Source organism: uncultured Microbacterium sp., assembly GCF_947489255.1.
GTDB classification, from domain to species: Bacteria; Actinomycetota; Actinomycetes; order Actinomycetales; family Microbacteriaceae; genus Microbacterium; species Microbacterium phycohabitans.
Genome location: NZ_CANLCY010000003.1, coordinates 188,790 through 214,455, shown reverse-complemented (window position 1 = coordinate 214,455; position 25,666 = coordinate 188,790). Strand labels below are relative to the sequence as shown.

Here is a 25,666-nt window from a genome sequence, read left to right as displayed (position 1 = left end):
CCCATGTCCGTCGCGCTCGAGCCGTCTCCGCGGGCCGCCGGCGCGGCCCCCTTCCCGTGGGACGCCGTGTGGGGTCAGGACGAGGCCGTCGCGAGCCTGCGCCACGCGGCATCCGACCCGTCCGCCCTCGCCCATGCGTGGCTCATCACCGGTCCGCCCGGTTCGGGGCGATCGACTCTCGCCTACGCGTTCGCGGCGGAGCTCATCGCCGATCCCGGCGACGAGCGGGCGCAGCATCAGGTGCTCGCGCGCACGCACCCCGATCTCACGGCTCTGCGGACGGAACAGGTCGTCATCCGTATCGACGAGGCACGCCGTCTCGTCGAGCGGGCCTCCTTCGCGCCCTCGCTCGGCCGACACCGCGTGATCGTCGTCGAAGACGCCGACCGCATGGCCGAGCGCACGTCGAACGTTCTGCTGAAGGCTCTCGAAGAGCCGCCCGAGAAGACCGTCTGGGTGCTCTGCGCGCCGAGCGACGCCGATCTCCTCCCCACCATCCGTTCGCGCGTCCGGGTCCTGCGGCTCCGCGAGCCTTCCGTGGCCGACGTCGCGGGTCTCATCGTCGAACGCACAGGGGTCACGCCCGACGTCGCCGAAGAATCGGCCCGTCACGCGCAGCGTCACATCGGCATGGCGCAGCGTCTCGCCACCGACGACGACGCCCGGGCGCGCCGCGCCGAGACACTGGCGGCGGTGCTGGCCGTGCGGGGGATCGGCGACGCGGTCGAGGTCGCCGGGCAGATCGTGCGTCTGGCGACCGACGACGCGAAGGCGCTCACCGCCACCCGCGACGAGGAGGAGCGACGGGCGCTGCTCCGCATGCTGGGCGTGGCAGAGGGGGCCGCGGTCCCCCCGTCGGTGCGCGGGCAGGTGAACGCCCTCGAAGACGATCAGAAGCGCCGGGCCACGCGGAGCCTGCGCGACGGGATCGATCGGGTGCTCACCGATCTGCAGTCGCTGTTCCGCGACGTCGTGATGGTGCAGTACGGCCGCGAAGCCGACCTGGTCAACGTCGAGCGCCTCGACGCTCTGCGCGCGCTGGCGACGCAATGGACCCCGGCACGCACCCTCGGGGTCCTCGATCGCATCTCCGTGACGCGCCGCAACCTCGAACAGAACGCGGCACCGCTCCTCGCCCTGGAGAGTCTCATGATCACCGTGGCGAACGGATCCGCGCCGTGAGCGTGCGACGGCGCCTGACCGCCCTGGTCGCGGGCCTCGCGGGCGTCGCGCTGGCGCTCACGGGCTGTCTGTACGCGCAGATACCGCCGATGGCCCCCGACGGAGGCCGCTCCCTCGCACCGCAGACCGAGGGCATCGATTCCGCCCTCCTGCCCTACTACGGGCAGACGCTGACCTGGACCGCATGCGGCAGCGCCGGCTTCGACTGCACCACCGTCACCGCTCCGCGCGATTACTCCGACCCGTCGGCGGGTGACCTGCAACTCGCCGTCATCCGGCATCGCGCGACCTCCGGCGAACCGCTCGGGTCGCTGCTGACCAACCCGGGCGGCCCGGGCGTGAGCGGCGTCGACACCGTCCGGGACTCGTTGTCGCTCGTCGCCGACGAGGCGCTCACGCGGTCCTTCGACGTGATCGGGTTCGACCCCCGGGGCGTCGGCCAGTCGACGGCGGTGTCGTGCTACGACTCCGCCGGGATGGATGCCTACCTGTACGACATCCCGCCGGGAAAGCGCGGCAGCGACGAACGCAACGCGGCCCTCGAGCAGCGGCAGGCGGACTTCGCGAAGGCCTGCGAGGCCGGGAGCGACGGCATCCTGCCCTACATCTCCACGGAGAACGCGGCGCGAGACATGGATCTGCTGCGGGCCGTGCTCGGTGACGAGAAGCTCAGCTATCTCGGTTTCTCGTACGGCTCCCTGCTCGGCGCGACGTATGCCGGGCTGTTCCCGGAACGCGTCGGGCGCATGGTGCTCGACGGAGGCATCGATCCGAGCCTGGCCGGCAGCGACAGCGGGATCGCGCAGGCGGTCGGCTTCGAGAACGCGCTGCGTGCGTTCATGGCCGATTGCCTCCGCGCCTCGGACTGTCCCTTCTCGGGATCGGTCGACGACGCGATGGATGACGTGGCGTCCATGCTCGCCCGCGCCGACTCGCGCCCTCTCAGGGGCGCCGACGGGCGCCTCCTCGGCGCCGACTCGCTGCTCACAGCCATCATCGCCGCGCTCTACAGCGACGAGAACTGGCCCTACCTGCGCGTGGCCCTCGCCGACGTGCAGAACGGCGACGCCTCCGTCGCCTTCCAGCTCGCCGACTTCTACAACGGCCGCGTCGACGGGCAGTACACCGACAACACCATGCAGGCCCTGCGCGCATACAACTGCGTCGACTACCCTCGCGAAGACGATGCCGACGAGGCGTCGCTGCAACAGGAGCTGGAGCAGAAGGCTCCGGTCGTCGCGCCCTACTGGGTCGGTCCCGACGCGTGCGCCTCGTGGCCGGCGCCGCCCACCGGAGAGCCCGGCGCCATCACCGCCCCGGGGTCGCCGCCCATCCTCGTGCTGGGCACCACGGGCGACCCCGCCACGCCCTACGCCGAGGCCCAGGCGCTGGCCGATCAGCTCTCGCAGGGAGTCCTGGTCACCTACGTCGGCGAGGGGCACCTGGCCTACAACAAGGGCAACGACTGCGTGAACGGAGCCGTCGACGACTACCTCATCGACGACACCGTGCCCGCCCCCGACCTGCGCTGCGAGTAGCGCCGCGGCGACGCCGTGCGCCTACTCTTGATCCGTCACATCCCGAGGAGACCCCTATGACCGCGCCCATCGCCGACCTGGCGAGCTACATCGACCACACCCTGCTCAAGCCCGAGGCCACGCGCGCCGACGTCGAGCGCATCATCGCCGAGGGCGCCGAGCTCGGCACCTACAGCGTGTGCCTCTCGCCGTCGTTCCTGCCGGTCGAGCTGCCCGACGGCCTCAAGCTGGCCGTCGTGTGCGGATTCCCCAGCGGAAAGCACCACGCCGAGGTCAAGGCCGCCGAGGCGGCGTTGTCGGTCGCCCAGGGCGCGCACGAGATCGACATGGTTATCGACATCGGCGCCGCCATCGAGGGGCGCTACGAGGTCGTGGAGGCCGAGATCCGCGCCGTCCGCACCGCGGCTCCCGCGCCCACCGTCCTGAAGGTGATCATCGAGTCCGCCGCGCTGTCCGATGAGGCCATCGTGGCCGTGTGCGAGGCTGCGGTCGAGGCGGGTGCCGATTTCGTCAAGACGTCGACGGGCTTCCACCCCGCGGGCGGCGCCACGGTCCACGCGGTGCAGCTGATGAAGCGCACGGTCGGGGACCGCGCCGAGGTGAAGGCGTCCGGGGGAGTGCGGACGCGCGCCGCGGCCGAAGAGATGATCGCCGCGGGGGCCTCTCGCCTCGGGCTGTCGTCGAGCCGCGACATCCTCGCCGATGGCTCCGCGACGGGCGACTACTGACCGCGTACCGCGAGGGCCGCTGAAGCATGTAAGATCGATGATCGTGCACGCGACAGCGCGCACATGCCGCCTTAGCTCAGACGGCAGAGCGATTCACTCGTAATGAATAGGTCAAGGGTTCGATTCCCTTAGGCGGCTCCGAAGGCCCCCACCCGCTTCCACCGGGTGGGGGTCTTTCTTCGTCATCGAGATCTCACCGGTCTGACGGTCATCGCACCGCGCGTCCTCGCTTCCGTCGCCACGCGGCGTCTGGAGGCCCCCAAGGGGCCGGGAAGCTCCCCGGGTGTCCCGATAGGCTGGAGAGCCGTTCCGCGTCCGCGTGACGCGTCGTCAGCCCGCAGGAGTACCCGTGTCGAACGCCCTCGATGCCCTCATCGAGATCTTCACGTGGGTCGGGCTGGGCGGCGGACTGCTCCTGGCCTTCGCGGCGGTGGTCCTGCTGCTGCTCGACGGCACGTGGGCACCGGCGCGGGCCGTCGTCGAATCGGTCGACGGAGGCCGCGTCGTCCGGTGGTTCGACGACCGGGGCGGCGTCAACGAGGCGCCCCTGTCGGCCCACGACGATGCGAAGATCGGCACGGCCGACATGGCCGACATCTTCTACCGCCGCGGGGTGCCGCATCGCATGCGTCTCACGCGGAACTCGCCCGTGGTGCGTTTCGTCTCCCTGCTCGCCGCCGGCGTCCTGGCGCTGGGGGCGGTGGCGTTCGTCGTCTCGATCGTGCTGCTGTTCGCTCGCGGGTGACCCCACTCGGCGCCTGAGCCCGGGCCGTGGTCGGCGCGGGTTGCGTCGCGCCCCCGACCCGCCTCGCGCCCGCCCCACCCGTCCCGACCCGCGTCGCGCTTGACCCGCGTCGCGCCCGACCCGCGCCAGCCCGACCCGCGCCCGCCCCACCCGCCCCGTACCACGCGCATCCGCCCCGGCTCCCGCCCGCCCCACCCGTCCCCGACCCGCGTCGCGCTTGACCCGCGTCGCGTCCGACCCGCGCCCGCCCCACCCGCCCCGCCCGTCCCCGACCCGCGTCGTGTCCGACCCGCGTCGCGCCCGACCCGCGCCCGCCCCACCCGCCCCGTACCACGCGCGCCCGCCCCACCCGCCCAGCACCACGCGCGCCCGCCCCGCCCGACGCGCGTAGGCTCGCCTCATGAGCCGCGCCCTGTTCATCGTCGACGTCCAGAACGACTTCACCGAGCGCGGGGCGCTGGGCGTGCAGGGTGGCGATGAGGTCGCCGCTCGCATCTCGGGCTATCTCGCGGCGCACGCCGACGACTACGCGCTGGTCGTGGCCTCGCGGGACTGGCACCACGGCGACGACGACAACGGCGGGCACTTCTCCTCCACCCCCGACTTCGTCGACACCTGGCCGGTGCATTGCGTCGGCGGCACGTACGGCGCCGACTACGACGAGGTCTTCGACACCACGCGCGTCACGCACCACCTGAAGAAGGGCCAGGGGAAGCCCGCCTACTCTCTCTTCGAGGGGGTCTCCGACGACGGCGAGACCGCCGCGCAGCTCCTCGAGTCCCACGGCATCCGCGACATCGACATCGTCGGCATCGCGACCGACTACTGCGTCCGCGCGTCGACCCTGGATGCGGTGGCGGCGGGCCGCGGTGTGCGCGTGCTCACCGACATGATCGCCGGGGTGCACCCCGATTCGAGCGCCGCAGCACTGCGCGAGATCGAGGCGGCCGGCGCGGTACTGATCCGCTCAGCCGACTGAGTCCTCGAGCGCGACGGGTTCGTCGTCGGAGCGGGGGATCGTCAGTGTCACCGTCGTGCCCTCGCCCGGGGCGCTGGTGATGCGGATCGACCCCCCGTGCTCGGAGACGACGCGCTGCACGCTCGACAGACCGATACCCCGGCCGCCGTCCGTCGCGACCGCGTAGCGCCCCCGGTGGCCCTCCTGCGTGATCGTCGCAAGATCATCGGGGTGGATGCCACGACCGTGGTCGCGCACGCGGACGGCGGCGCCCTCGTCGGTCTCGAACGTGTCGATCTCGATGACGTCGTCGGAGTACTTCGCCGCGTTCTCGAGGACGTTGGCGATCGCACGACGCAGTCCCAGCACGTCGGCGCGGACCGGGACGGCATCCATGATCCCGAACCGGACGCGGCCGAGTTCGCCCGGCAGCACGAGGGAGACGGCACCGCGGGCGACGAGGTCGAGGGTCGCCCGACGCCGACCGCGCTCGGAGGACGAGTCGACGTCGGCCATGAGCGCCTGGGCCATCGCCACGATGTGGTCGCTCGCCTCTCCGGCGAGGCGCAGCAGGCGGTGGTCCGGCGGCAGTTCCTCGCCGATGAGGTCGAGATAGCCGCGAAGTGCGGTGACGGGGGAGAGCAGGTCGTGCGCGAAGGTCCTCTGCAGGGCCGCCTGTTCGTCGGCGGCGCGCTTCTCGCTCGTGAGATCCCGCACGATCTTGACGAACCCGAGCACCTGGCCCTGGTCGCTGCGGATGGCCGAGATCGTCACGCGCGCCCAGAACTCGCTCCCGTCGCTGCGGACGCGCCAGCCCGTGTCCTCGACGTGGCCGTCGCGCTGGGCAGCGGCCAGCAGCTGGTCGGGGAGACCACGCTGCTGCGCCTCCTCGCGGTAGAAGCGCGAGAAGTGCGAGCCCAGGATCTCGTCTTCGCTGTAGCCCTTGATGCGCTCCGCGCCGAGGTTCCAGCCGCGCACGAAACCACCGCTGTCGAGCTTCACGATCGCGAAGAGATCGACCTGCTCGTCCCAGTCGCGGGGGACGGAGCGACGGATGCTCGTCAGAGGGTGGTCGCGCATCGCCCCCGGAGTCGCGGGGAGGGTGGGAGGCTCATCCGGCACGGAGGTCATGCGACGCTGTCGTGGGTCGGGATGCTTGCTGAAGGCATCTTCCGATCATGTCGCCCACCCGCCGTGATGAACAGCGATTGACATCATGACCCGCCCTCGATCTCGGTCACGAAACGGTCACGAGTGTGCGCTGCCATCCGCTCGACCCGTCGGGAGCGATCGGGGCCTGCTCCTGGATCTGCAGGTTGCCGTCCTTGTCGGTCGCGCGCACCGCGATGTAGTGGCTGCCGGCCTCGGCGGCCCACTCGAGACGCCACTGCACCCACGACTGATCGTTGATCGGCGTCGACAGCTGCGTCTCCTGCCAGTCGCCGTTGTCGATCTGGACCTCGACCTTCTGCACCCCGACGGGCTGCGCCCACGCCATTCCCGCGATGACCACGGTGCCGGCGGGCACCGGAGCGCCGATCTTGGGCGTGTCGACGCGCGACGAGAGCTTGATGGGAGCCTGCGCCGCGTAGCCGCGGGGAGTCCAGTACGCCTCGTCCTTGTCGAAACGCGTGACCGTCAGCTTCGTGACCCACTTGGTCGCCGAGACGTAGCCGTACAGGCCCGGCACCACCATGCGCACCGGGAAGCCGTGCTCGAACGGCAGGGGCTCGCCGTTCATGGCGACCGCGAAGATCGCATCGAGATTGTCGTCGGTCAGCGCGCTGAGGGGAGTGGATGCCGTGTACCCGTCGACGCTCTCCGAGAGCACCATGTCGGCGTCCGACTGGACGCCCGCCATGCGCAGCACGTCGCGGATCGGGACGCCCGTCCAGATCGCGTTGCCGACCAGGCTTCCGCCGACCTCGTTCGAGACGCAGGTCAGGGTGACGCCGTACTCGTTCAGGCCCATGTTGACGAGGTCGTCGAAGCTGAGCTCGACCGGGGTGTCGACCATGCCGTCGATCTGCAGGCGCCAGGTCGTGGGGTCGACGTTGGGCACCGTCAGTGCGGTGTCGACGCGGTAGAAGTCGCCGTTGGGGGTGATGATCGGGCTCAGCCCGTCGATCTCCCAGTTCGCGCCCTCGGGCACGGTGACCGTGGTGCGCGGCGCGGGCAGACGCAGGGCCTCGCGAGCGGCGGCGACGGAGGAGGTCGTGGCGTTGAGGATGCGCGATCCCACCCCGACGACGACCGCGCCGACGGCGGTCAGACCGGTGAGCAGGAGGAACTGACGGCGGCTCGTGCGCGCCTTCTCGCCGTCGCGGTCCTCAGCCGCGGCGACCCAGCGCTTCAGTCGCGCGATGGTGAGGATGAGGACGGCGACTCCGCCGATCGTTCCCAGGACCGGGGGCAGCCACGCGAGGGCCCCGGCTCCGGCGCGGGTGATGATCGCCACGGTGGCGAGGACGCCGCCGATGCCGAGCAGCACGGCTCCGACCGGACGGAACCGGTACTGCAGCACACCGGCCACGGCGGCAGCCACGGCGGCGCCGAGTCCGACGCCGACGAGCAGGGCGATCTTGTCGGTCTCGCCGAACAGCGTGATCGCGAGTTCTTTCAGCGGACGCGGCACGATGTCGACGATGAACGAGCCGACGGCCAGAACCGGGCTGGCGGAACGGGCCACCAGTGCGGCGAACAGTTCGGCGATCGCCAGAAGGGTGGCGGCCGACACGATGCCGGCCAGCGCTGCCCAGATCCAAGCGTGCGGTCGGCGCACCTTCGTGGTGTCGGCGGTGCGGGCCGCGGTCTCGGTGGTCATGGCATCCTCATTTCCGGTGCCGCGCACGCGCGACCCTGCCTCATCTCCTGTTCGGAGCGGACGCGGGATCGGATGCCATCGGGCGCGACGCCGTGCGCGCGGGGGCGAGGGCGAAGGCGGCCACCCCGCAGGTGATCAGCACCAGCGCGACGACGAGCCCGGCGGAGAGCGGCTCGCCGAGCAGGGGGACGGCCACCAGAGCGGTCAGCACCGGGCTCAGTGCTCCGGCGGCGGCGGGGATGCTGCTGCCGAGGTTCTTCACCGCGACGACGTAGCAGGCGGTCGACAGCAGTCCCGTCCCGACGCCTTGCACGAGGGCGTAGGCCGCCCAGGCCGGGAAGTCGACATTTCCGTGGAACGCCTGCGACGGCATCGCGCCGGTGGCGGCGAGGGCGAGCGCGGCGAGGAGCGACGCGACGGAGACGACGGCGATGACCCCGACGGGATCGAGCCGCGTCCGCGCGAGACCGATCGTGTACGCCGCCCAGACGAGACCCGCCGCGAGCAGAACGGCGATACCGCCGGCATCCACGACCCCGCCGATGAGGATCGCGCTCGCCGCGACTCCCGCCACGATCGCCGCGAGCGCGATGAGCCGGGTCCGCGACACCGTCGTCCGCCGGTGCAGGAAGAGCAGGATCGTGACGAAGAGGGGGACCGTCCCGGGCACGAGGAGTCCCGTCAGAGCGGCGGAGGTGAGGTGTGCGCCCCACGCGAAGAGGAGGAAGTGCGGGAGCCCGGCGAGCAGGACGAGGGCGATGACCGTCGCCGGCTCCCCGCGCAGTCGGCGCAGCGTCCGAGGGATCCACGGGGCGAGCACGACGGCGGGGACGCCGAAGCGCACGATCGCCGCGTCGCCGATGCCCATCCCGGTCGCCTCGAGCGCTCGGGTCGACAGGGCGAACGACGACCACAGGCAGACGACGGCGGCCACGGCCGCGATCCCGACCACCGTGCGGCGCGACAGGGCCGAGGGGCGGGGCAGGACGAACGTGGTCACACTGCGAGCGTAGGAAGGAGGGCGGCGCAGCGGATTGCGAAGATTGCTCGCTCGACTCGTCGTTTGGCAGAATCTGCCACATGGAAGCCCTCGACGCGATCGATCGCCTCATCCTCGCGGAACTGCAGCGAGATGGTCGTCTCACCAACCAGGACTTGGCCGACAGGGTCGGGCTCTCGCCGTCGCCGTGTCTGCGCCGCGTGCGCCGGCTCGAAGACGCGGGGGTCATCTCGGGGTACCGCGCGGTGGTTTCGCCGAAAGCCGTCGACCTCGAGATCACGGCGTTCGTGCGCCTGCGGTTGGCCTCGCACGAGGGGGCGACGGTGGATGCCGTGGAGCAGCGCCTGCGCGCGATCCCGTCGATCGTGGAGGCCCACCTGCTCGCCGGCGACTGGGACTACCTCGTGCGCATCGTCACACCGACCTTCGAAGCGTACGAACGCCTCCTGCGGGAGCACCTGCGCGCGATCCCCTCCCTCTCCTCGATCGACACCACCTTCGCCTTCGGGGTCACCAAGCCGCTCTCGCCCCTGCCCGTCGACGGTGCGAGCGCGCCCCGTGGGAGCTGACGCCCACCTCGCTACGATGTGACCACCCCGCTCGAGCGTCGCCGGGGCCCCACCGCTCGAGAGGAGCCGCACCGCCGTGGACGACCTCGCGCGCTGGACCGCGGCCCTGACCACGATGGTCGGACTCGGGGTGACGTTGGGTCTGAATCCGGCGCTCTACGCCGCGACGGCCGACGCCCTCGCGCAGAACACCCGGGTCGTGGCGCGCGTAGGCTGGATGGTCGCCGGACTGGCCACCGGGGCGACCGTGCTGTACCTCGCGCTGCAGAGCTTCGACCCGACCGAGTTCGTGGCGGCGGCGGAGCGCGGCACGACCGAGGCGGTGCTCGATCGTCGCGTCGACCTCGCCGCCGGCGCGGTGTTCCTCGCCGGTGCGGTGGCCGTGGGGATCTGGAGACTCCGGAGGCCCGCGCAACCGCCGCATCGCTCGACCGCGTCGTCGCATGCCCATGGGTGGAGCTCGTACGTGCTCGGCGTCAGCTGTTCGATCGTGGGGTTCACCACGTTGCCCATCATGTACATGACCGGTCGCGTGGCCGACGGGGTGAGCGATCACCCCCTCCTGCGGTGGCTCGCGTACGCGGTGTTCCTCGCCGCTCTCGTCGCCCCGTTCGTGCTCCTCGCGACGGCCTGGATGCGATTCCCCACGACGGCCGCGCGCGTGAACGGCGTCTACACGCGGCTGATCGAGAAGGACCACCGCGTGTTGTACGCGGTGGTCCTTCTCGTCGCGGGCGTCGCCTGTGTCATCCTCGGGGTCGTCCCCGGGCGGTGATGCGCGGTCAGCGTGCCCGGCGCTGCTTCGCGAGCTTCGCCACCACGCGACGGCGCACCTTCTGCACCTTGGGGTCGGTCCACACGCGGTAGGCCACGGTCCCCGCGGCCACCGCGCGCCCGATCGCCGTCCGCGCGATCACCGCTCCCGCCAGTCCCACGGCTCCGGTTCCGATCCATCGTGCAACGCCCATGGCGCCTCCTTCAGTCAGCTGGAGACCCAGCCAACGCGATGAAGAGAGGGATGCCGTGCCGCTTGCGCCGCGAGCGGCGGTGTGCTGTCCGCTCAGGCGATGCGCTCGCCGACACCGGCGGCGAAGGGCTCGAGTGCCGAGATCACGTCGTCCGACAGTGCCGTGGTGCTGGCGGTGACCGCGTCGTCGATCTGGGCCGTGCGCGAGGCGCCGATGATCGCGGTGGTGACGACCGGGTCGCGCAGCACCCAGGCGACGGCGAGCTGGGGGATCGAGAGCCCGGCCTCGCGCGCGACGCCGTCGATGCCGCGGATGCGCTCGAGGTAGTCGTCGGTCAGCGCCGAGGCGTCGAGGAACCGGCTGTCGGCGGCCCGGGAATCGGCGGGCACGGTGCCGTCGAGATACTTGGCCGTCAGCAGGCCCTGCGCGAGGGGTGAGAACACCGCGCTGCCCACGGCGAGGCCGCGCAGCGTCGGGAAGAGCTCCGCCTCGGGCGTGCGGTCGAAGAGCGAATACCGCGGCTGGTGGATGAACAGGCGCACGCCCTCGGCCGCGAGGAGCTCGTGCGCGCGTCGGGTGAGGTCGGCGGGGTAGTTCGAGATCCCGGCGTAGAGGGCCTTGCCGCTGCGCACGATGTCGGCGAGGGCGTGCACGGTCTCTTCGATCGGGGTGTCGGGGTCGACGCGGTGCGAGTAGAACACGTCGACGTAGTCGGTGCGCATGCGCGTGAGGCTCTGCTCGAGGGAGCGCATGAGGTACTTGCGCGAGCCGCCGTCGCCGTACGGCCCCGGCCACATGTCGTAGCCCGCCTTCGTCGACAGGAACAACTCGTCGCGGTAGCGCCGGAGGTCGCTGTCGAGCACCGTGCCGAACGTGCTCTCGGCGGCACCGTAGGGCGGGCCGTAGTTGTTGGCGAGATCGATGTGCACGATGCCGCGGTCGACCGCGTGACGCAGGATCTCGCGCTGGACGTCGAGCGTGCGCCCGCTGCCGAAGTTCTGCCACAGCCCGAGTGAGATGCGGGGAAGGGGGATGCCACTGGCCCCGGCGCGCTGGAAGGGCACGTCGTCGTAGCGGGTCGGCGCGGCTTCGAAGGGGGAGACGAGGCGGGGGTCATCGGCGGCGATGGGCATGGGACTGCTGCTCCTCGGAACGGGGAAGGGATCGTTCCGACTCTGCCACGTCATCCGCATTCTCGAAGGGAATCGGCCCGCGTGGGGCGGTCGGTCAGGGGCCGGGATGCGGTCGCGGCCCCTGACCGAGTCCTCAGTCCGCGAGCTCCTCGCGCAGCAGCGCCGCTCCGGCGGTCAGCGCGCTGACCTTGTCGAAGGCGACACGACGCGGCAGCGGCGCCATGCCGCAGTTGGAGCTGGGGATGAGCTTGTCGGCATCGACGAACTGCAGGGCGCGGCGGAGGGTGTCGGCGACTTCCTCGGGCGTCTCGATGCGCTCGCTGGCGACGTCGAGGGCGCCGAGCATGACCTTCTTGCCGCGGACCAGCTCGACGAGGTCGATCGGCACGTTCGAGTGGTGGCTCTCGAGCGAGACGATGTCGATGCTCGAGCGCTGCAGCAGGGGGAACGACTCCTCGTACTGGCGCCACTCCGAGCCCAGGGTGGCCTTCCAGTCGGTGTTGGCCTTGATGCCGTAGCCGTAGCAGATGTGCACGGCGGTCTCGGCGCGGAGGCCCTCCGCGGCGCGCTCGAGGGCGGCGATGCCCCAGTCCTTCATCTCGTCGAAGAAGACGTTGAACGCGGGCTCGTCGAACTGGATGATGTCGACGCCCGCGGCCTCGAGCTCGCGCGCCTCGTCGTTCAGGATGGTCGCGAACTCCCACGCGAGCTTCTCGCGGCTGCCGTAGTAGCGGTCGGACAGGGTGTCGATCATCGTCATGGGACCGGGCAGCGCCCACTTGATCGGCCGGTCGGTCTGCGCGCGCAGGAACGCGGCATCCTCGATGAACACCGGACCACGTCGGCTGACGGCGCCCACGACGGTCGGCACGCTCGCGTCGTAGCGGTTGCGGATGCGCACCGTCTCGCGGTTCTCGAAGTCGACGCCGTCGAGGTTCTCGATGAAGGTGGTCACGAAGTGCTGACGCGTCTGCTCGCCGTCGCTGATGATGTCCAGGCCACGGCGTTCCTGCTCCTGCACCGCGGAGCGCAGCGCGTCGTGCTTGCCCTCGACGAGCACGTCGCCCTCGAGCTCCCACGGCGACCACAGCACCTCGGGCTTGGCGAGCCACGCGGGCTTGGGGAGGCTGCCGACGGTCGAGGTGGGCAGGAGCGTCGTCACGGGGCTGGTTCCTTCGAAGGTCATCGGACGGGTGCCGCGTAGTCGGCGGCCCACGCGTCGAGGATGTGGCGGTGGGGCTTCACGAAGTGCTCCTCGGCGTAGCGGCCCTGCGTCACGGCGAGCTGGCTGCGCTCCTCGCGGTCGTAGTCGATGCCGGTGCGCACGAAGTCGGGCTCGTCGAGGGTGGGGCGGTACACCTCGCCCGCCGGGCTGACGGCGTTGTAGATCTCGGGGCGGTAGATCTTCTGGAACGTCTCCATCGTGGCGATCGTCCCGGCCAGCTGCAGGTCGGAGTACTCGGAGGTGAGGTCGTCGCGGAAATAGAAGGCGAGAGGGGCGACGCTGCCGCGCGGCATGAAGTACCGCACCTGCAGGCCCATGCGTCCGAAGTAGTCGTCGGTCAGCGAGAAGGAGTCCTGCGCGTATTCGACGCCGAGCACGGGGTGCACGACGCCCGTGCGCCGGTAGGTGCGGCTCGTCGACACGCTGATGCAGATCACGGGCGCCTGCGCGAAGCGCTCGCGGTAGGCGTCGGAGTCGAGGAAGTGCTGGAAGATCTTCCCGTGCAGGATGCCGAAGTCCTCCGGCACCGTGAACCCGGTGCCGCCGGCGTTCGCGGCGGGCAGCACGACGCTGAAGTCGTAGTCGCGCAGGTACGAGGAGAAGTTGTTGCCCACGATGCCGCGGTGGCGCTCGCCGGTGCGCGTGTCGACGATGCTCACGTCGAGCACTTCGATGACGGGGAACTCCTCGTCATCCGCCCCGTCTCCGAAGCGCAGGTGAACCGAGACGATGTCGAGCTCGACGCGGTACCGGTCGGCATCTCCCGGCACGAGTTCGTTCAGTCGGTGGTTCATCATCGACAGGGCGTTGCGCAGGTTCTGCTGACGGCCCGCGCCGCGCGCCAGGTTGGCGAAGTTCGTCGTCACGCGCGAGGCCTCGGCCGGGGCGTAGTCCTCGTCGAAACGGGTGGTGGTGATGCTGAACGTGATGTCGTTCGCCATGACGGGCCAATCGGGTGCGGGGGCCGGGTGGGCCCGCGGTTGGTGGTGTTCTCCATCGTGCGCCGAGGGCTCGGTCATCGGGTAATTCCCGCCGACTATGCAGTGCTATAGCTTTGAGCTATGGCTAAGCGGTCGAGCGGGATCACGCTCCAGCAACTGCAGTACTTCATCGAGGTCGCCGCCGAGGGCTCGATCTCCGCCGCCGCCGATCTGCTCTACGTCGCGCAGCCCACCATGTCGGCCGCCATGAAAGACCTCGAGACCCGGGTCGGCCGCGACCTGCTCACCCGCTCGGCCCGGGGGATCACGCTCACCAACGACGGCGTGGAGTTCCTCGGCTACGCCCGCCAGGTGGTGGAGCAGGCCGAGCTCCTCGAGCAGCGCTACCTCGGCCGCCCGCCCTCGCGGCGCCTGCTGGGCGTCTCGGCCCAGCACTACTCGTTCGTCGTCGACGCGTTCGTGCGCATGGTGAAGGCGACGGATGCCGCGGAGTACGAGTTCTCGCTCCGCGAGACGCGCACGTTCGACATCATCGAAGACGTCCGGACCCTCCGCAGCGAGCTTGGCATCCTGTTCCGCAACGACTTCAACCGCAACGTGCTCGACAAGCTGTTGCGCGATTCGGGGCTGGCCTTCCACCCGCTGTTCGTCGCGGAGCCGCACATCTTCGTCTCGCGCCGGAACCCCCTGGCATCCCGCCCGCGGGCGACGCTCGACGACCTCGTCGACCTTCCGCGCCTCACCTTCGACCAGGGCGCGAACAACTCCTTCTACTTCGCCGAGGAGATCCTCTCGACGCTGTCGAGCCGCCAGGAGATCCGCGTCTCCGACCGCGCGACCATCTTCAACCTCATGATCGGCCTCGACGGCTACACGATCTCGACGGGCATCATCAGCGACGACCTCGACCCCGAGATCGTCGCCGTGCCGCTCGAGGTCGACGAGCAGATCGAGATCGGCTGGATCGACCGCACCGCCATACCCCTCACCGAGCAGGCGCAGCGCTACCTCGGAGAGGTGCGCGCGGTGGTCGCGGAGTTCGGGGTCGAGCTCCTCGACGAGGGATGACGGATGCCGCGGCCCCGCCGCATGCCGTCGCGGTGATGCACCGTGCGGCACACTGACCCGCATGCACGGGGGAGCACGACGCGGTATCGGTTCGGTGGCCATCGGCCTTTCTGCTTTGCTGGCGACGGGGTGCGGGGTGATGCCCTCGCCGGAGGCGGAGCTGCAGGACGCGCTCGCGCGCTCGGTGGACAGGGCGCAGGACACGTTCTGGCCGTACCGCGCCGACATCGTCTCCGACCCTGAGGCCGCGATCGCCCGGATCGGATTCGTCTCCGACGTGCGACCCGCGTATGCCGATCCCGCCGTCGTCCCGGCCGGGGGGTCGTTGAAGCTGCTCGGCCTCGCGGCATCCGATGACGGCACGTCGCTGATCCTCGCGACCTCCGCGGGGGTCGAGACGGGCGGCGGCCTCTTCTACGACCAGCGCAGCGCGGCGGTCTGCTTCGAGCTGCGCTTCCCGGCCGGCGAGCGGAAGATCCACACCTTCGCCTCCGACTGCACCGACGGGCAGGGGCACGGCCTCGCCGACGTCGCCGAGGTCATCGACTACACGCGCTACGGGGAGCCGCGGTCGATCGACGGCCTCGACGTGCGGCGCACCGTGACCACCGAGGACTATCCGTCAATGCCGTGCCAGTGCGCCAGCGGTGGGACGTGCGACTGCCCGGGTGGGTGAGGCGGTCGGTGCGGCCGCTCTCGCGGAAGATGTGGTCACGGTAGGAGCGAGCTTCTCGGCTCCGTTTCGGGCTCTCGTCGTGATGGCGCGAGCCCATCGTCGTCCGGTGCGAGTCGTGCGGGCCCACGGACGCGGATGTTGTCGCTCCGCCTGGGGCCAGCGCGTCAGTGTCAGGATGGGGCATGGCATTCGGGATGGCCCGCGACGTGTTGCGCCCAACGGACTCCTCGCGCGCGGATCGGGTGACGTACGTCGAGCTGTTCTTCGACCTGATGTTCGTTCTCGCGCTGACGCAATTGTCCGCTTACCTATACGAGAACCAGACTCCGCTCGGCGGTTTCGAGGGCATCATCATGGTGTGCGCACTGTGGTGGGCGTGGGTGTCGACCACCTGGGTGACCAACTGGCTCGACCCCGTGAAGCTTCCCGTGCGCGGAGCGGTCGTCGCGCTGGGTTTCGTCGCGCTCGTGATGAGCGTCTCGATCGCGGAGGCATTCGGTGATCGAGCGTGGGCGTTCGCGCTGTCGTACGTCGTCCTGCAGGTCGGGCGCACGGGGTTCATCGTGTGGGCGACGGTTCGTCACGACCGGCGGGTGGCGCACGATTTCGCTCTGATCCTCGGATGGACCGTCGTCGGCGGCGCCCTCTGGATCGTCGGTGCCGTGCTGCCGCATGCGTGGCAGCTGCCGTTGTGGACGGCGGCTCTCGCCCTCGAACTGCTCGGCACGATTCTGGGGTACCCGATACCGGGTCGAGGGAAGGTGCGGCTGCAATCGTGGGATCTGTCCGGTCCTCACATCGCCGAACGGACGGCGCTCTTCGTCCTCATCGCCGTCGGCGAGGGGCTCCTCGTCACCGGCCTCGCGTTCGTCGAGAAGGAATCATCCGCGTCGTCGGTCGCGGCGCTGGTGACGGCGTTCGTCGCTGCCGCGGCCGCGTGGTGGATCTACTTCGATCACGGCGAGCGCGTCGGTGCGGAGGCGATCGAGGCGTCGGACGAACCGGGCCGACTCGCTCGCACGGCGTACACCTGGGTGCACCTTCCGATCATCGCCGGGATCGTGTTGATGAGCGTGGGCGACAAGGAGATGCTCTCGCATCCCGACCAGCGAAGTGTCGCCGCGACCATCGTCATCGTCGGCGCGCCAATCCTCTTCCTCGCCGGCACCGCGCTCTTCCGGCGCACGCTCGAAAGACGGTGGTCGCGAGCTCAGCTGGTCGGCCTCGTCGGTCTGGCCGTGCTTGCGGCGATGGCTTTCTTCCTCCCGTTCTTCGACGCGCTCCGGCTGTCGATCGCGGCCGCGGTCCTTCTCGTCGGTGTTGCCGCGGGGGAGACCGTCGAGCGGGTGCGTCGCGGGCGCAAGGCGGGGGGATGACTCTCCTCCCGTCAATCGATCGCTGCTGACGAGGAGCGCCCGCATGCTGGAAGCAGAACCGCCCATGGCAACAGGGTGGCGCGAAGTGCTCGGAGGTCGGGACTCCCGCGGAGATCGCTGAGGCGGATATCCGAGGAACGTTGACGTGGTGGGCCCGGAGGGGCTCGAACCCTCGACCCGCGGATTAAAAGTCCGATGCTCTGCCAACTGAGCTACAGGCCCTGATGACTCCAGCCTACCGGGACGCCCGAGCCCGACGTGCTCATCGACGCGAGCGGGCGACGATCCAGAACAGGTAGGCGCCGCCGACGACCCCGGTGAGCAGTCCCACCGGGATCTGCAGCGGCGCGAGCGCCCGCTGCGCGACGACGTCGGCGATCACGAGGACGGTCGCGCCGGTCAGGGCCGACCCGAGCAGGGGGATGCCGCTCGTGCCGAAGAGCCGTCGGGCGAGCTGGGGCGCGGCGAGGGCGATGAAGCCGATCGGGCCCGACACCGCGGTCGCCGTTCCGGTCAGCAGCGCCGCGACGACGAGCAGCACCAGGCGCACCCGCGGCGTGCGCACCCCCAGCGAACGGGCGGTGTCGTCGCCGAGTTCGAGCGCACGGAGGTCGCGGCGACGCAGCACGAGAACGAGACTCAGGATGCCGATCGACGCGATGAGCAGGACGACGTCATCCATCGAGGTGGCGGCGAGGCTGCCGTGCAGCCATTGGTCGGCGTTGCGGGCGATCTCGATCGGCGCGCGCGTGAGCAGGTAGTCGTTCACCGCGGCCAGCAGCATCGACAGGGCGATGCCCGCGAGGATCGTGCGCTCGCGCGAGACGCCGACGCTGCGCGCGATGAGCATGACGACCGCGACCGTGAGCAGTCCGCCCATCCACGCGCCCGCGGCGGGCGACGCCGTGGGCGCCACGACGATGAGTCCGACGAGGGCTCCGGTGGCCGAGCCGGCGGTGAAGCCGACGATGTCGGGACTCGCGAGCGGATTGCGGGCGAGAGTCTGGAAGACGGCGCCGGCCAGTCCCAACGCTGTTCCGATCAGCAGGGCGGCGAGCACGCGCGGCACCCGCAGCCCCAGCACGACGACGCTCGTGCGTGCGTCCGCACCGCCCGAGAAGACGGATGCCACGTCGCCCAGCGATGCCTGGAACGATCCGGTCGTCACGCCCACGACGGCGGCGCCGAGGGCGACGACGACGATCGCCGCCGTGACCGCGGCGTACCGACGTCGTCGCGCGACGGCCGCGGCGGCGGTCATGAGGCCCTCCGGATGACGAGCCACAGCAGCAGGGGAGCGCCCAGGAACGCGGCGACGATTCCCGCCTCGATCTCGCCCGGGGGAGCGATGACCCGCCCGATGACATCGCTCGCGACGGTGAGGGCCGCCCCGGTCGCCGCGGCGAGGGGGAGGCATCCGCGGACGTCGATGGCCCCGAGCCCGCGCACGAGATGGGCGACGAGCAGTCCGATGAAGGCCAGGGGTCCGGCTGCGGAGGTGGCCGTCGCGCACAGCAGTGTGATCGCCGCACCCGCGCCGATCACCACGAACGCGGGGGACACCCCGAGAGCGCGCGCCAGGTCGGCACCGAGACGCAGCTGATCGAGACCGCGCGAGACGATGATCGCGATCGCGACGCCCACGAGCGCGAACGGCAGCAGCTGCAGGGCGACATCGGGGTCGCGCCGCTCGAACGACCCGACCGCCCAGAAGCGGAACGACTCGAAGGTGTCGTCGTCGACGAGCGTGATGATGCGCACGACCGCTCCGAGGCACGCGCTCAGCGCCACTCCCGCCAGCACGAGACCCACGGTGTCGCCGCGCCGACCGGCCCGGGCCGCGGCCGTCACCAGCACCGCCGCGCCCGCAGCGCCCGCGAACGCGAACCAGACGTAGCCGCTCGCCGTTCCCACGCCGAAGAAGGCGATCGCGGTGACCACTCCCACCGCAGCCCCCGCGTTGACCCCCAGCAGTCCCGGGTCGGCGAGCGGGTTGCGGGTCACGGCCTGCATGAGCACTCCGGCGACGCCGAGGCACGCGCCGGTCAGCAGCGCCGTGAGGGTGCGCGGCGCGCGCAGCTCGTGCACGATGACGCCCACGGCATCCCGTCGGTCGGAGAAGAGGGCGGCGATGACGTCGCCCGGGGCGAGAGGGCGGGATCCGATCGCGAGACTCGCGACCGCCAGCAGTGCCACTGCCCCGAGCATGGCCAGGGTGACGACGATCGTGCGCGCGCGGGTGCGGCGACGCCGCGCGAGGACGTGTTGTGCGACGACCGACGGCGGGGCGGCGGCGGTCACGTCGGGCACACAGGTAAGGATAACCTAACCGTGTGACCGTCTTTCGTTCTTCGTCCGTGACCGACCGTTTCCGTCCCCGTCACCTGCTCGGTGGCCTCGCCGCGGCGACCCTGCTGACCCTCGTGGGGTGCGCGGGGACCGCCGCCCCCGCCGTGTCCGTCGACTCCGAGGCAGGGTCGACCGGTGACTGGGTCGTGGCGCGCGACCTCGAACCCGGGATGGGCTCGAGCGAGGGCGACGGGGTCTTCCCCCGCGAGGTGACCCACTTCGCCGGCGTGACCGAGATCGCCGCGGCGCCCACGCGCATCGCCGTGGTCTCCACCGGTCAACTCGACGCGCTGCTCACCCTCGGCCAGGTGCCCGCCGCCGCGACCCGTGCCGAGAACAGCGGCCTCGTGCCGGCGTACCTCAGCGAGGCCTTCCCTCAGGATGCCGCGGCCCTCGATGCCATGACCGACATCGGCCAGCGGACGGAGCCCGACCTCGAGGCCATCGCGCAGACGGCCCCCGATCTCATCCTCATCAACGCCACCCGCGGTGCCGAGCTCTACGACGCCCTGTCGGCGATCGCGCCGACGGTCGTCACCAAGGGCAACGGTGTGAACTGGAAGAGCGACTTCCTGCTCATCGCCGATGCTCTCGGCGACGAGGGGGCGGCCCTCGGCATCCTGGATTCCCTCCAAGGCGAGAGCGCGGCGTTCGCGGCCGGACGAGAGGAAGGAGCGACGACCGTGTCGTTCCTGCAGTCGACCGGTGACCGGACGCGCATCATGGGCGTGCCGTCATTCACCGGCGGTCTCGCGCAGGACCTCGGCCTCGGCCGCCCGTCGTCGCAGCAGTTCGATGAGACGTCGCAGGAGATCAGCGCGGAGCAGATCGACCTCGCCGACGCCGACCACGTGTTCTACGCGGGCACGGGCGAGGGGGTCGCCTTCATCGAGGGTGCTCCGCTGTGGTCCACGCTCGCATCGGTCGCCGACGGGAAGGCCGTGGCGGTCGACTACGACCCGTGGTTCCTGAACGCCGGGCCGACCGCTGCTCGCCTCGTGCAGGACGAGATCATCCGCGAGGTCGGCGCCGACTGAGCCGCAGACGAAAGCGAGCGCCGAACCCCCTCGCCTGGGGTCCGGCGCTCGCCGTCAGGTCCGATCAGACATCGATCGGTCGGTAGCGCGATTGCTCACGCTCCGAGGACTTACATCGGGGGCATCAGCACCGAGTCGATGAGGTACACGGTCGCGTTGGCGGTCTGGACGCCACCGCAGATGACGTTGGTCGAGCCGTTGACCGTGATGGCGTCACCCGAGCCGGCGACGGTGACGTCCTGGCCCTCGACGGTGGTGTGCGTGCCGTCGATCTCGTCGGGGGTCAGCTGGCCCTGGACCACGTGGTACGTGAGGATCTTGGTCAGCAGGTCGCTGTCGGTCTTCAGCGTGTCGATGGTCGCCGAGTCGATCTTGGCGAAGGCGTCGTCGACCGGAGCGAAGACGGTGAACTCGCCGCCGTTGAGCGTGTCGACCAGGTTCACGTTGGGGTTCAGCTGGCCGCTGACCGCCGCGGTGAGCGTGGTGAGCAGCGGGTTGTTCGAGGCGGCGACGGCGACCGGGTCAGCGGCCATGCCCTCGACCGAACCAGAGCCCGAGGGAACGGCGGCGGCGTAGTCGGCGCAACCGGGGCCCACGAGGTTGGCGGCGGGGTCCATCATCGACGACGACGCCGACGCGGAGGGCGACGCGGCCATCGAGGGGGCCATCGAGCTGCTGTCCTCGGCGGTGCCACCCGAGGTGGTGCCACCCGAGCAGGCGGTGAGAGCGAAGGCGGAACCCAGAACGAGGGCGAGACCGGCGACGACAGGCTTCTTGTTGGTGAGCATGACATTCCTCCGAAATCGTTCGGATCGCGTCTGCGACCCGGCAGGGACACCCCGGTGCGAGGGGCGGTTCGCCGTGGAGCGGCTTACACAGGGTCTTCGGGACCCCCCGGGGATCGGATTGCGAAATGTTGCGATGGCGGGCGAAATGGCATCCCGTGTGCCACGGAAAAGCCAGGTCAGCGCGAATTAAATATTCTTGAGAATGTTTTTGCCCACGGCCCCATAGCGTCCTCGCGTACGCTGTCGCGCCACTCCCTAGCTCAACCGCGACGCGCGCGCACGTGCGAGGGACTCTCGGCGTCGGTAGGCAATGATGGATGCCATGGTGATCGACGGCTACGACCTCCCCGACGACGGGGCGGGCGCTGCCGACCAGATCGGTACTCTTCTGCTGCGCGTCGCCGATGGCGATCGCTCCGCGTTCGCCGCGGTCTACGACGCCCTCTCCGCTCGCGCGTTCGGACTCATCCTCCGCGTCCTCGTCGACCGCGCCCAGAGCGAGGAAGTCCTCCAAGAGGTTTTTCTCGAGGTGTGGCAATCCGCCGCACGGTTCACTCCGAACAGAGGTCAGGGAAGATCGTGGGTGCTCACGATCGCGCATCGGCGAGCGGTGGACCGGGTTCGGTCGTCGCAGTCGAGCACGGATCGGGATGTACGCGCGGGATTCCGCGATATGGACGTCGCCTACGACGACGTCTCCGAGAGAGTAGAACTGAAAATGGAAGGGCGGCGCGTCGTCGATGCATTGGCGACGCTTCCCGACGCCCAGAAGGAAGCCCTCACGCTCGCCTACTTCGGTGGATACAGCCAGAGTGAGATCGCAACCCTCGTCGGGGCGCCGCTGGGTACGGTCAAGACCAGGATGCGCGACGGTCTGTCGCGACTGAGGATGGAAATGGGGGTGGACAAGTGAACGAGAGGGATTTCGCCGACCTCGCCGTCGGACACGCATTGCATGCGTTGTCGGAGGCAGATGAACGCGCGTACCAGGAGGCACTGGCGGGCAATCCGCACTGGGACCACCACGTTCGCGACGCGAGCGACATCGTCGCCGCGATCAGCGCTTCCGTCGAGCCCGTCGAGCCTCCTCCGTCCGTGCGCGCATCCCTGTTCGCGCGCATTTCGGAGCTCCCGCAGGACTCAGCCTCACCCGCGATGTCGGGGGATGACCTCTCGCCGCGCCTCGACGACGAAGACTTCGCCGCCCTGGGTGCCGCCTCTGTCGAGCCCGAGCGCGAGACCGTCGCCGTCGGCCCGTCCGCGGCATCCGGGTGGGGACCGCGTCGATGGTTCACGCTCGCAGCTTCGTTCGCGGCCGTCCTCGTGCTCGGTTTCGGTGCCGTGACGGTCAGCCAGATCTTCGCGCCGCCGGCCGCCGTCGTGGCGCTGCAGCAGATCGAAGACGCCCCCGACGCGCAGTCGGCGACCGCGACGATGGCCGATGGCACCGTGGCGACCGCGCACTGGTCTCCGTCGACGGGTCAGAGCGTGCTCGTCACCGACGGCATGCCCGCTCCCGAGCAGGGCAAGACCTACGAACTCTGGTTCGTCCGCGATCAGACGCCGATCGCCGCGGGAACCTTCAAGCCGGATGCCGACGGCAAGGCGACAGCGGTCCTGCAGGGCGAGATGCACAGCGGTGACGTGATCGCCGTGACCATCGAGCCCGACGGCGGCTCGCCCGACGGCACACCGAGCACGGCGCCCGTCGTCACGGTCGCGACGGCCTGACCCGCGGTCGTCGGACGGTCGCCTCGCGCCGTCCGGCCCGCCCCTCGCGGGGCACGCTCTAGCCTGGAACGATGAGCGATTCACCCCGCGAATTCCACAAGCCGGTCCGGCGACCCGCCGAGCTCTTCGACCGCCTGTTCTCGGCGGAGGACCCCGCCGAGGTGTCGCGCGTCGCCCACAGCACGGCTCAGGCCCTGCTGTCACGGGTTCGCGCGGATCCGAGCGTCGATGTGGTGGAGCGCCTCGTCGCGTTCACCGATGATCACGGCATCGACGACATCGCGGAGCTCTGGTCGCGGTCGCCCGCTCGGTCGCTCCCGGGTGCGCTGTGGCGCCTGTACCTGCTGCAGCTGATGATCCACGACGACGCCGCGACGGCGGCGCTGCTCTATGAGCGTGGACGGGTGGAGATGGCCACCGTCGACGCGGTCGTCGCGGGCGCGCCCGCCCCGGCCGGACCGGAGGAGCTCGTGCAGCTCATCGACACCATTCTGCGCGGTCTCTTCGAGGGCGACTTCGCGGTCGCTCTCGACCGCGCTGCCGCGTTCTGCCGCGTCCAGGCCGCCGGTTCGACGCATCTCGCCGACGATTACGAGAACACGGAGTCCGAGCGCGCGACGGCGCTCACCACCCGCGCGCTGCGCCTCGCGACCTACGCCGACGACCTCTCGGCCTCCGCGTCGCTCTGGCGCCGCGACGCCCTCACTTGAGCCGTCGCACCCTGCGCCAGCGGCCCTCTCCCTGGTGAGCGTCCATCACACGCCGCGTCCGCGCGAGCTCCGCCGGCGTGTCCTGGACACTCGCGCCGGGGCAGGGTGCGGTGGATCACGCCGTGCGCGTGAGGGGAGGGGAGGGGAGCGGCTGGGCGGGACGGTGTCACGCGAATGCCCCGCGTCGGCGATGGATGCCGGAAAAGAAAAGTGCCGGGCCGCAGAACGCCTCTCGGCGCAAGGCCGCTCATAGCGGCAGAAGATGGAGCCCGGGGTTACTGCGGCCCGGCTAGAAAAGTGTAACAAGGCCGCCCCCGAGACATTCCCTCCGCGGCCCCCGTTGACAAGGCCCGGGCGTGTCGGCACCTCCGTCTAGGCTCGCAGCATGGCTTGGCGTTTCGCTCTCATGATCGACCCCGTGGCATCCGACGACGAGGTCGGCGACGTCGCGAGCACGCTCCGCCCGATCGATCCGACCGCCCCGGCCCTGCAGCTCGGCGATCTGAGCGCGCAGCGCGGCGACGGCGTGTTCGAGTCGATCGGGGTCGTCGACGGGCACCCCCACGAGGTCGGCCCGCACCTCGAACGTCTCGCTCACTCGGCGTCGCTCTGCGATCTGCCGGCACCCGACCTCGCGCAGTGGCGCGCCGCGGTCGAGCGCGTCTGCGCCGAGGCGGGACCGGGGGAGAGCGTCATCAAGCTCATCCTGAGCCGCGGCGTCGAGGGTGGCCCGACGCCGACCGCCTGGGTCACTCTCGCGACCGCCCCCGACAACGCCGCGGCGCGACGCGACGGCGTCCGCGTCGTGACCCTGGATCGCGGGTACCCGCTCGACGTCCCGGCCCGCGCGCCGTGGCTCCTCCTCGGCGCGAAGACGCTCTCGTACGCCGTGAACATGGCGGCGATCCGAGAAGCGAAGCGCCGGGGAGCCGATGACGCGGTGTTCGTCACGACCGACGGGTTCGTGCTCGAAGCGCCCACGGCATCCGTGCTCCTGCGCATCGACGGCCGGTTCGTCACTCCCGCGCCGAGCGCCGGCATCCTGCACGGTACGACGCAGCTCAGCGTGTTCGCGCACCTCGAGCAGCGTGGCCTCGCGACCGCGTACGAGAACGTTCCCGTTGCCGACCTTGAGCGGGCGGATGCCGCCTGGCTTCTGTCGAGCGTGCGCCTCGCGGCCCCGATCTCCGCCGTCGACGGCCGCCCCCTCTCCGTCGACCACGCCCTGACCGATGAGCTGAACGGCTTCCTGCTCGGTCGCCGCGGCTGACCCGAGACCGCCGAGGGACGAAGAAGGCCCCCGCCGGAGCGGGGGCCTTGCATTCGCATCGAGGACTGCTTACCCGAAGCGTCCCGAGACGTAGTCCTCGGTGGCCTGCACAGTCGGCGCCGTGAAGATCGTCGAGGTGTCGTTGTACTCGATGAGCTTGCCCGGCTTGCCGGTGCCCGCGATGTTGAAGAACGCCGTCTTGTCGCTGACGCGCGACGCCTGCTGCATGTTGTGCGTGACGATGACGATCGTGTACTCGTTCTTGAGCTCGGAGATCAGCTCCTCGATCGCGAACGTCGAGATCGGGTCGAGGGCCGAGCACGGCTCGTCCATCAGCAGCACGTCGGGAGACACCGCGATGGCGCGCGCGATGCACAGACGCTGCTGCTGACCACCCGACAGGCCGCCGCCGGGCTTGTCGAGGCGGTCCTTGACCTCGTTCCAGAGGTTGGCGCCCTGCAGCGACTTCTCGACGAGGGCGTCGCCGTCGCTCTTCGACAGGCGCTTGTTGTTCAGGCGCGCGCCGGCGAGCACGTTCTCACGGATCGACATCGTGGGGAACGGGTTCGGGCGCTGGAAGACCATGCCCACGTGACGACGCACGAGCACGGGGTCGACGCCCGGACCGTAGAGGTCGTCGCCGTCGATGAGCACGCGGCCCTTGACGTGGCCGCCGGGGATGACCTCGTGCATGCGGTTCAGGGTCCGCAGGAACGTGGACTTGCCGCAGCCGGAGGGGCCGATGAAGGCGGTGACGGAGCGAGGCTCGATGTCGATCGAGACGCCCTCGACCGCGAGGAAATCGCTGTAGTAGACGTTGAGGTCCTGGACCTCGATGCTCTTGGACACG

Annotated in this window: 26 protein-coding genes and 2 tRNA genes; 16 read left to right on the top strand and 12 right to left on the bottom strand. The window is 70.4% G+C overall.

The features are described 5' to 3' along the window. Window positions 1–3: 3 nt before the first annotated feature. The 6 genes from Q0818_RS08340 (at window position 4) to Q0818_RS08315 (ending at window position 5,172) form a co-directional block, all read left to right on the top strand. Entirely contained in the window at window positions 4–1,182 is a 1,179-nt protein-coding gene (locus Q0818_RS08340; RefSeq protein ID WP_298873498.1) for a DNA polymerase III subunit delta', read from the top strand. Further along, entirely contained in the window at window positions 1,179–2,720 is a 1,542-nt protein-coding gene (locus tag Q0818_RS08335) for an alpha/beta hydrolase (RefSeq protein WP_298873497.1), read from the top strand. The genes Q0818_RS08340 and Q0818_RS08335 overlap by 4 nt, the downstream gene beginning before the upstream one ends. Window positions 2,721–2,776: 56 nt before the next feature. Further along, window positions 2,777–3,448: a deoxyribose-phosphate aldolase gene (gene deoC, locus Q0818_RS08330; RefSeq protein ID WP_298873496.1), complete on the top strand. Its 672-nt coding sequence runs from the start codon at window positions 2,777–2,779 to the stop codon at window positions 3,446–3,448. 65 nt (window positions 3,449–3,513) lie between these two features. Further along, window positions 3,514–3,586: transfer RNA gene (locus tag Q0818_RS08325), tRNA-Thr, on the top strand. Between the two features lie 211 nt (window positions 3,587–3,797). Next, entirely contained in the window at window positions 3,798–4,193 is a 396-nt protein-coding gene (locus tag Q0818_RS08320; protein WP_298873495.1) for a hypothetical protein, read from the top strand. 400 nt (window positions 4,194–4,593) lie between these two features. After that, window positions 4,594–5,172: an isochorismatase family protein gene (locus Q0818_RS08315; protein ID WP_298873494.1), complete on the top strand. Its 579-nt coding sequence runs from the start codon at window positions 4,594–4,596 to the stop codon at window positions 5,170–5,172. Here the strand turns inward: Q0818_RS08315 and Q0818_RS08310 are convergent. The 3 genes from Q0818_RS08310 to Q0818_RS08300 all read right to left on the bottom strand — a co-directional run bounded on the left by Q0818_RS08310 (window position 5,161) and on the right by Q0818_RS08300 (window position 8,975). After that, a complete protein-coding gene (locus Q0818_RS08310) occupies window positions 5,161–6,273 on the bottom strand; it encodes a PAS domain-containing sensor histidine kinase (RefSeq protein ID WP_298873493.1) in 1,113 nt (370 codons plus the stop codon). The genes Q0818_RS08315 and Q0818_RS08310 overlap by 12 nt on opposite strands. A gap of 115 nt (window positions 6,274–6,388) precedes the next feature. Then, window positions 6,389–7,975 (bottom strand): molybdopterin-dependent oxidoreductase, encoded by a 1,587-nt coding sequence (locus tag Q0818_RS08305; protein ID WP_298873492.1) that lies wholly within the window; start codon window positions 7,973–7,975, stop codon window positions 6,389–6,391. A 40-nt stretch (window positions 7,976–8,015) separates the two neighbouring features. Next, window positions 8,016–8,975: a DMT family transporter gene (locus Q0818_RS08300; protein ID WP_298873491.1), complete on the bottom strand. Its 960-nt coding sequence runs from the start codon at window positions 8,973–8,975 to the stop codon at window positions 8,016–8,018. Between the two features lie 80 nt (window positions 8,976–9,055). On the opposite strand from Q0818_RS08300, the gene Q0818_RS08295 reads away from it, so the two are divergent. Both Q0818_RS08295 and Q0818_RS08290 read left to right on the top strand, forming a co-directional pair. Then, complete coding sequence (locus Q0818_RS08295) at window positions 9,056–9,544, top strand: Lrp/AsnC family transcriptional regulator (protein WP_298873490.1); 489 nt, start codon at window positions 9,056–9,058, stop codon at window positions 9,542–9,544. Window positions 9,545–9,620: 76 nt separating this feature from the next. Continuing rightward, window positions 9,621–10,319 carry a hypothetical protein gene (locus tag Q0818_RS08290; protein WP_298873489.1) on the top strand — a complete coding sequence of 233 codons (699 nt, stop codon included), beginning with the start codon at window positions 9,621–9,623 and terminating at the stop codon, window positions 10,317–10,319. A 7-nt stretch (window positions 10,320–10,326) separates the two neighbouring features. Here the strand turns inward: Q0818_RS08290 and Q0818_RS08285 are convergent, their stop codons facing one another. The 4 genes from Q0818_RS08285 to Q0818_RS08270 form a co-directional block, all read right to left on the bottom strand. Next, on the bottom strand, window positions 10,327–10,512 hold the full coding sequence (locus tag Q0818_RS08285) for a hypothetical protein (protein WP_136586667.1): 186 nt from the start codon (window positions 10,510–10,512) through the stop codon (window positions 10,327–10,329). 92 nt (window positions 10,513–10,604) lie between these two features. Beyond that, window positions 10,605–11,645, bottom strand: coding sequence for an aldo/keto reductase (locus Q0818_RS08280; protein ID WP_298873488.1), 1,041 nt, complete (start codon window positions 11,643–11,645; stop codon window positions 10,605–10,607). Window positions 11,646–11,778: 133 nt separating this feature from the next. Beyond that, window positions 11,779–12,807: a methionine synthase gene (locus Q0818_RS08275; RefSeq protein ID WP_298873487.1), complete on the bottom strand. Its 1,029-nt coding sequence runs from the start codon at window positions 12,805–12,807 to the stop codon at window positions 11,779–11,781. 20 nt (window positions 12,808–12,827) lie between these two features. Continuing rightward, complete coding sequence (locus Q0818_RS08270) at window positions 12,828–13,811, bottom strand: putative oxygenase MesX (protein ID WP_298873486.1); 984 nt, start codon at window positions 13,809–13,811, stop codon at window positions 12,828–12,830. A 120-nt stretch (window positions 13,812–13,931) separates the two neighbouring features. Between Q0818_RS08270 and Q0818_RS08265 the strand changes: the two genes are divergently transcribed. From Q0818_RS08265 to Q0818_RS08255, 3 genes are all read left to right on the top strand, one after another. Further along, window positions 13,932–14,879, top strand: a complete 948-nt coding sequence (locus tag Q0818_RS08265; RefSeq protein ID WP_298873485.1) for a LysR family transcriptional regulator — start codon at window positions 13,932–13,934, stop codon at window positions 14,877–14,879. A 61-nt stretch (window positions 14,880–14,940) separates the two neighbouring features. Then, entirely contained in the window at window positions 14,941–15,555 is a 615-nt protein-coding gene (locus Q0818_RS08260) for a hypothetical protein (protein ID WP_298873483.1), read from the top strand. A 182-nt stretch (window positions 15,556–15,737) separates the two neighbouring features. Next, entirely contained in the window at window positions 15,738–16,931 is a 1,194-nt protein-coding gene (locus tag Q0818_RS08255; RefSeq protein WP_298873481.1) for a low temperature requirement protein A, read from the top strand. A 146-nt stretch (window positions 16,932–17,077) separates the two neighbouring features. On the opposite strand, the gene Q0818_RS08250 is transcribed toward Q0818_RS08255, so the two are convergent. The 3 genes from Q0818_RS08250 to Q0818_RS08240 form a co-directional block, all read right to left on the bottom strand. After that, window positions 17,078–17,153: transfer RNA gene (locus Q0818_RS08250), tRNA-Lys, on the bottom strand. Window positions 17,154–17,193: 40 nt separating this feature from the next. Further along, entirely contained in the window at window positions 17,194–18,192 is a 999-nt protein-coding gene (locus tag Q0818_RS08245; protein ID WP_298873479.1) for an iron chelate uptake ABC transporter family permease subunit, read from the bottom strand. After that, complete coding sequence (locus tag Q0818_RS08240) at window positions 18,189–19,241, bottom strand: iron chelate uptake ABC transporter family permease subunit (protein ID WP_298873477.1); 1,053 nt, start codon at window positions 19,239–19,241, stop codon at window positions 18,189–18,191. The genes Q0818_RS08245 and Q0818_RS08240 overlap by 4 nt, the downstream gene beginning before the upstream one ends. Before the next feature lie 47 nt (window positions 19,242–19,288). Here Q0818_RS08240 and Q0818_RS08235 point away from each other — a divergent pair, with 47 nt between their 5' ends. Further along, window positions 19,289–20,317: an iron-siderophore ABC transporter substrate-binding protein gene (locus Q0818_RS08235; protein ID WP_298873475.1), complete on the top strand. Its 1,029-nt coding sequence runs from the start codon at window positions 19,289–19,291 to the stop codon at window positions 20,315–20,317. Window positions 20,318–20,427: 110 nt separating this feature from the next. On the opposite strand, the gene Q0818_RS08230 is transcribed toward Q0818_RS08235, so the two are convergent. After that, complete coding sequence (locus Q0818_RS08230; RefSeq protein WP_298873473.1) at window positions 20,428–21,105, bottom strand: fasciclin domain-containing protein; 678 nt, start codon at window positions 21,103–21,105, stop codon at window positions 20,428–20,430. Between the two features lie 310 nt (window positions 21,106–21,415). Between Q0818_RS08230 and sigK the strand changes: the two genes are divergently transcribed. The 4 genes from sigK (at window position 21,416) to Q0818_RS08210 (ending at window position 24,816) form a co-directional block, all read left to right on the top strand. Further along, window positions 21,416–22,018, top strand: coding sequence for an ECF RNA polymerase sigma factor SigK (sigK, locus tag Q0818_RS08225; RefSeq protein ID WP_298873472.1), 603 nt, complete (start codon window positions 21,416–21,418; stop codon window positions 22,016–22,018). Next, window positions 22,015–22,836: an anti-sigma factor gene (locus Q0818_RS08220; RefSeq protein ID WP_298873471.1), complete on the top strand. Its 822-nt coding sequence runs from the start codon at window positions 22,015–22,017 to the stop codon at window positions 22,834–22,836. Before sigK ends, Q0818_RS08220 begins: the two co-directional genes overlap by 4 nt. Before the next feature lie 71 nt (window positions 22,837–22,907). Next, window positions 22,908–23,546 (top strand): DNA-directed RNA polymerase subunit beta, encoded by a 639-nt coding sequence (locus Q0818_RS08215; RefSeq protein ID WP_298873470.1) that lies wholly within the window; start codon window positions 22,908–22,910, stop codon window positions 23,544–23,546. Between the two features lie 385 nt (window positions 23,547–23,931). Next, window positions 23,932–24,816, top strand: a complete 885-nt coding sequence (locus tag Q0818_RS08210) for an aminodeoxychorismate lyase (protein WP_298873469.1) — start codon at window positions 23,932–23,934, stop codon at window positions 24,814–24,816. A 69-nt stretch (window positions 24,817–24,885) separates the two neighbouring features. Here the strand turns inward: Q0818_RS08210 and pstB are convergent, their stop codons facing one another. Further along, window positions 24,886–25,665, bottom strand: a complete 780-nt coding sequence (pstB, locus tag Q0818_RS08205; protein WP_264631205.1) for a phosphate ABC transporter ATP-binding protein PstB — start codon at window positions 25,663–25,665, stop codon at window positions 24,886–24,888. Window position 25,666 lies beyond the last annotated feature (1 nt).

Coding starts and splice junctions, on each gene's coding strand:
- deoC (WP_298873496.1), top strand. CDS start 2,777: ATGACCGCGCCCATCGCCGACCTGGCGAGCTACATCGACCACACCCTG.
- sigK (WP_298873472.1), top strand. CDS start 21,416: ATGATGGATGCCATGGTGATCGACGGCTACGACCTCCCCGACGACGGG.
- Q0818_RS08340 (WP_298873498.1), top strand. CDS start 4: ATGTCCGTCGCGCTCGAGCCGTCTCCGCGGGCCGCCGGCGCGGCCCCC.
- Q0818_RS08270 (WP_298873486.1), bottom strand. CDS start 13,811: ATGGCGAACGACATCACGTTCAGCATCACCACCACCCGTTTCGACGAG.
- Q0818_RS08255 (WP_298873481.1), top strand. CDS start 15,738: ATGGCATTCGGGATGGCCCGCGACGTGTTGCGCCCAACGGACTCCTCG.
- Q0818_RS08315 (WP_298873494.1), top strand. CDS start 4,594: ATGAGCCGCGCCCTGTTCATCGTCGACGTCCAGAACGACTTCACCGAG.
- Q0818_RS08260 (WP_298873483.1), top strand. CDS start 14,941: ATGCACGGGGGAGCACGACGCGGTATCGGTTCGGTGGCCATCGGCCTT.
- Q0818_RS08305 (WP_298873492.1), bottom strand. CDS start 7,975: ATGACCACCGAGACCGCGGCCCGCACCGCCGACACCACGAAGGTGCGC.
- Q0818_RS08265 (WP_298873485.1), top strand. CDS start 13,932: ATGGCTAAGCGGTCGAGCGGGATCACGCTCCAGCAACTGCAGTACTTC.
- Q0818_RS08245 (WP_298873479.1), bottom strand. CDS start 18,192: ATGACCGCCGCCGCGGCCGTCGCGCGACGACGTCGGTACGCCGCGGTC.
- Q0818_RS08285 (WP_136586667.1), bottom strand. CDS start 10,512: ATGGGCGTTGCACGATGGATCGGAACCGGAGCCGTGGGACTGGCGGGA.
- Q0818_RS08230 (WP_298873473.1), bottom strand. CDS start 21,105: ATGCTCACCAACAAGAAGCCTGTCGTCGCCGGTCTCGCCCTCGTTCTG.
- Q0818_RS08280 (WP_298873488.1), bottom strand. CDS start 11,645: ATGCCCATCGCCGCCGATGACCCCCGCCTCGTCTCCCCCTTCGAAGCC.
- Q0818_RS08295 (WP_298873490.1), top strand. CDS start 9,056: ATGGAAGCCCTCGACGCGATCGATCGCCTCATCCTCGCGGAACTGCAG.
- Q0818_RS08215 (WP_298873470.1), top strand. CDS start 22,908: ATGAGCGATTCACCCCGCGAATTCCACAAGCCGGTCCGGCGACCCGCC.
- Q0818_RS08210 (WP_298873469.1), top strand. CDS start 23,932: ATGGCTTGGCGTTTCGCTCTCATGATCGACCCCGTGGCATCCGACGAC.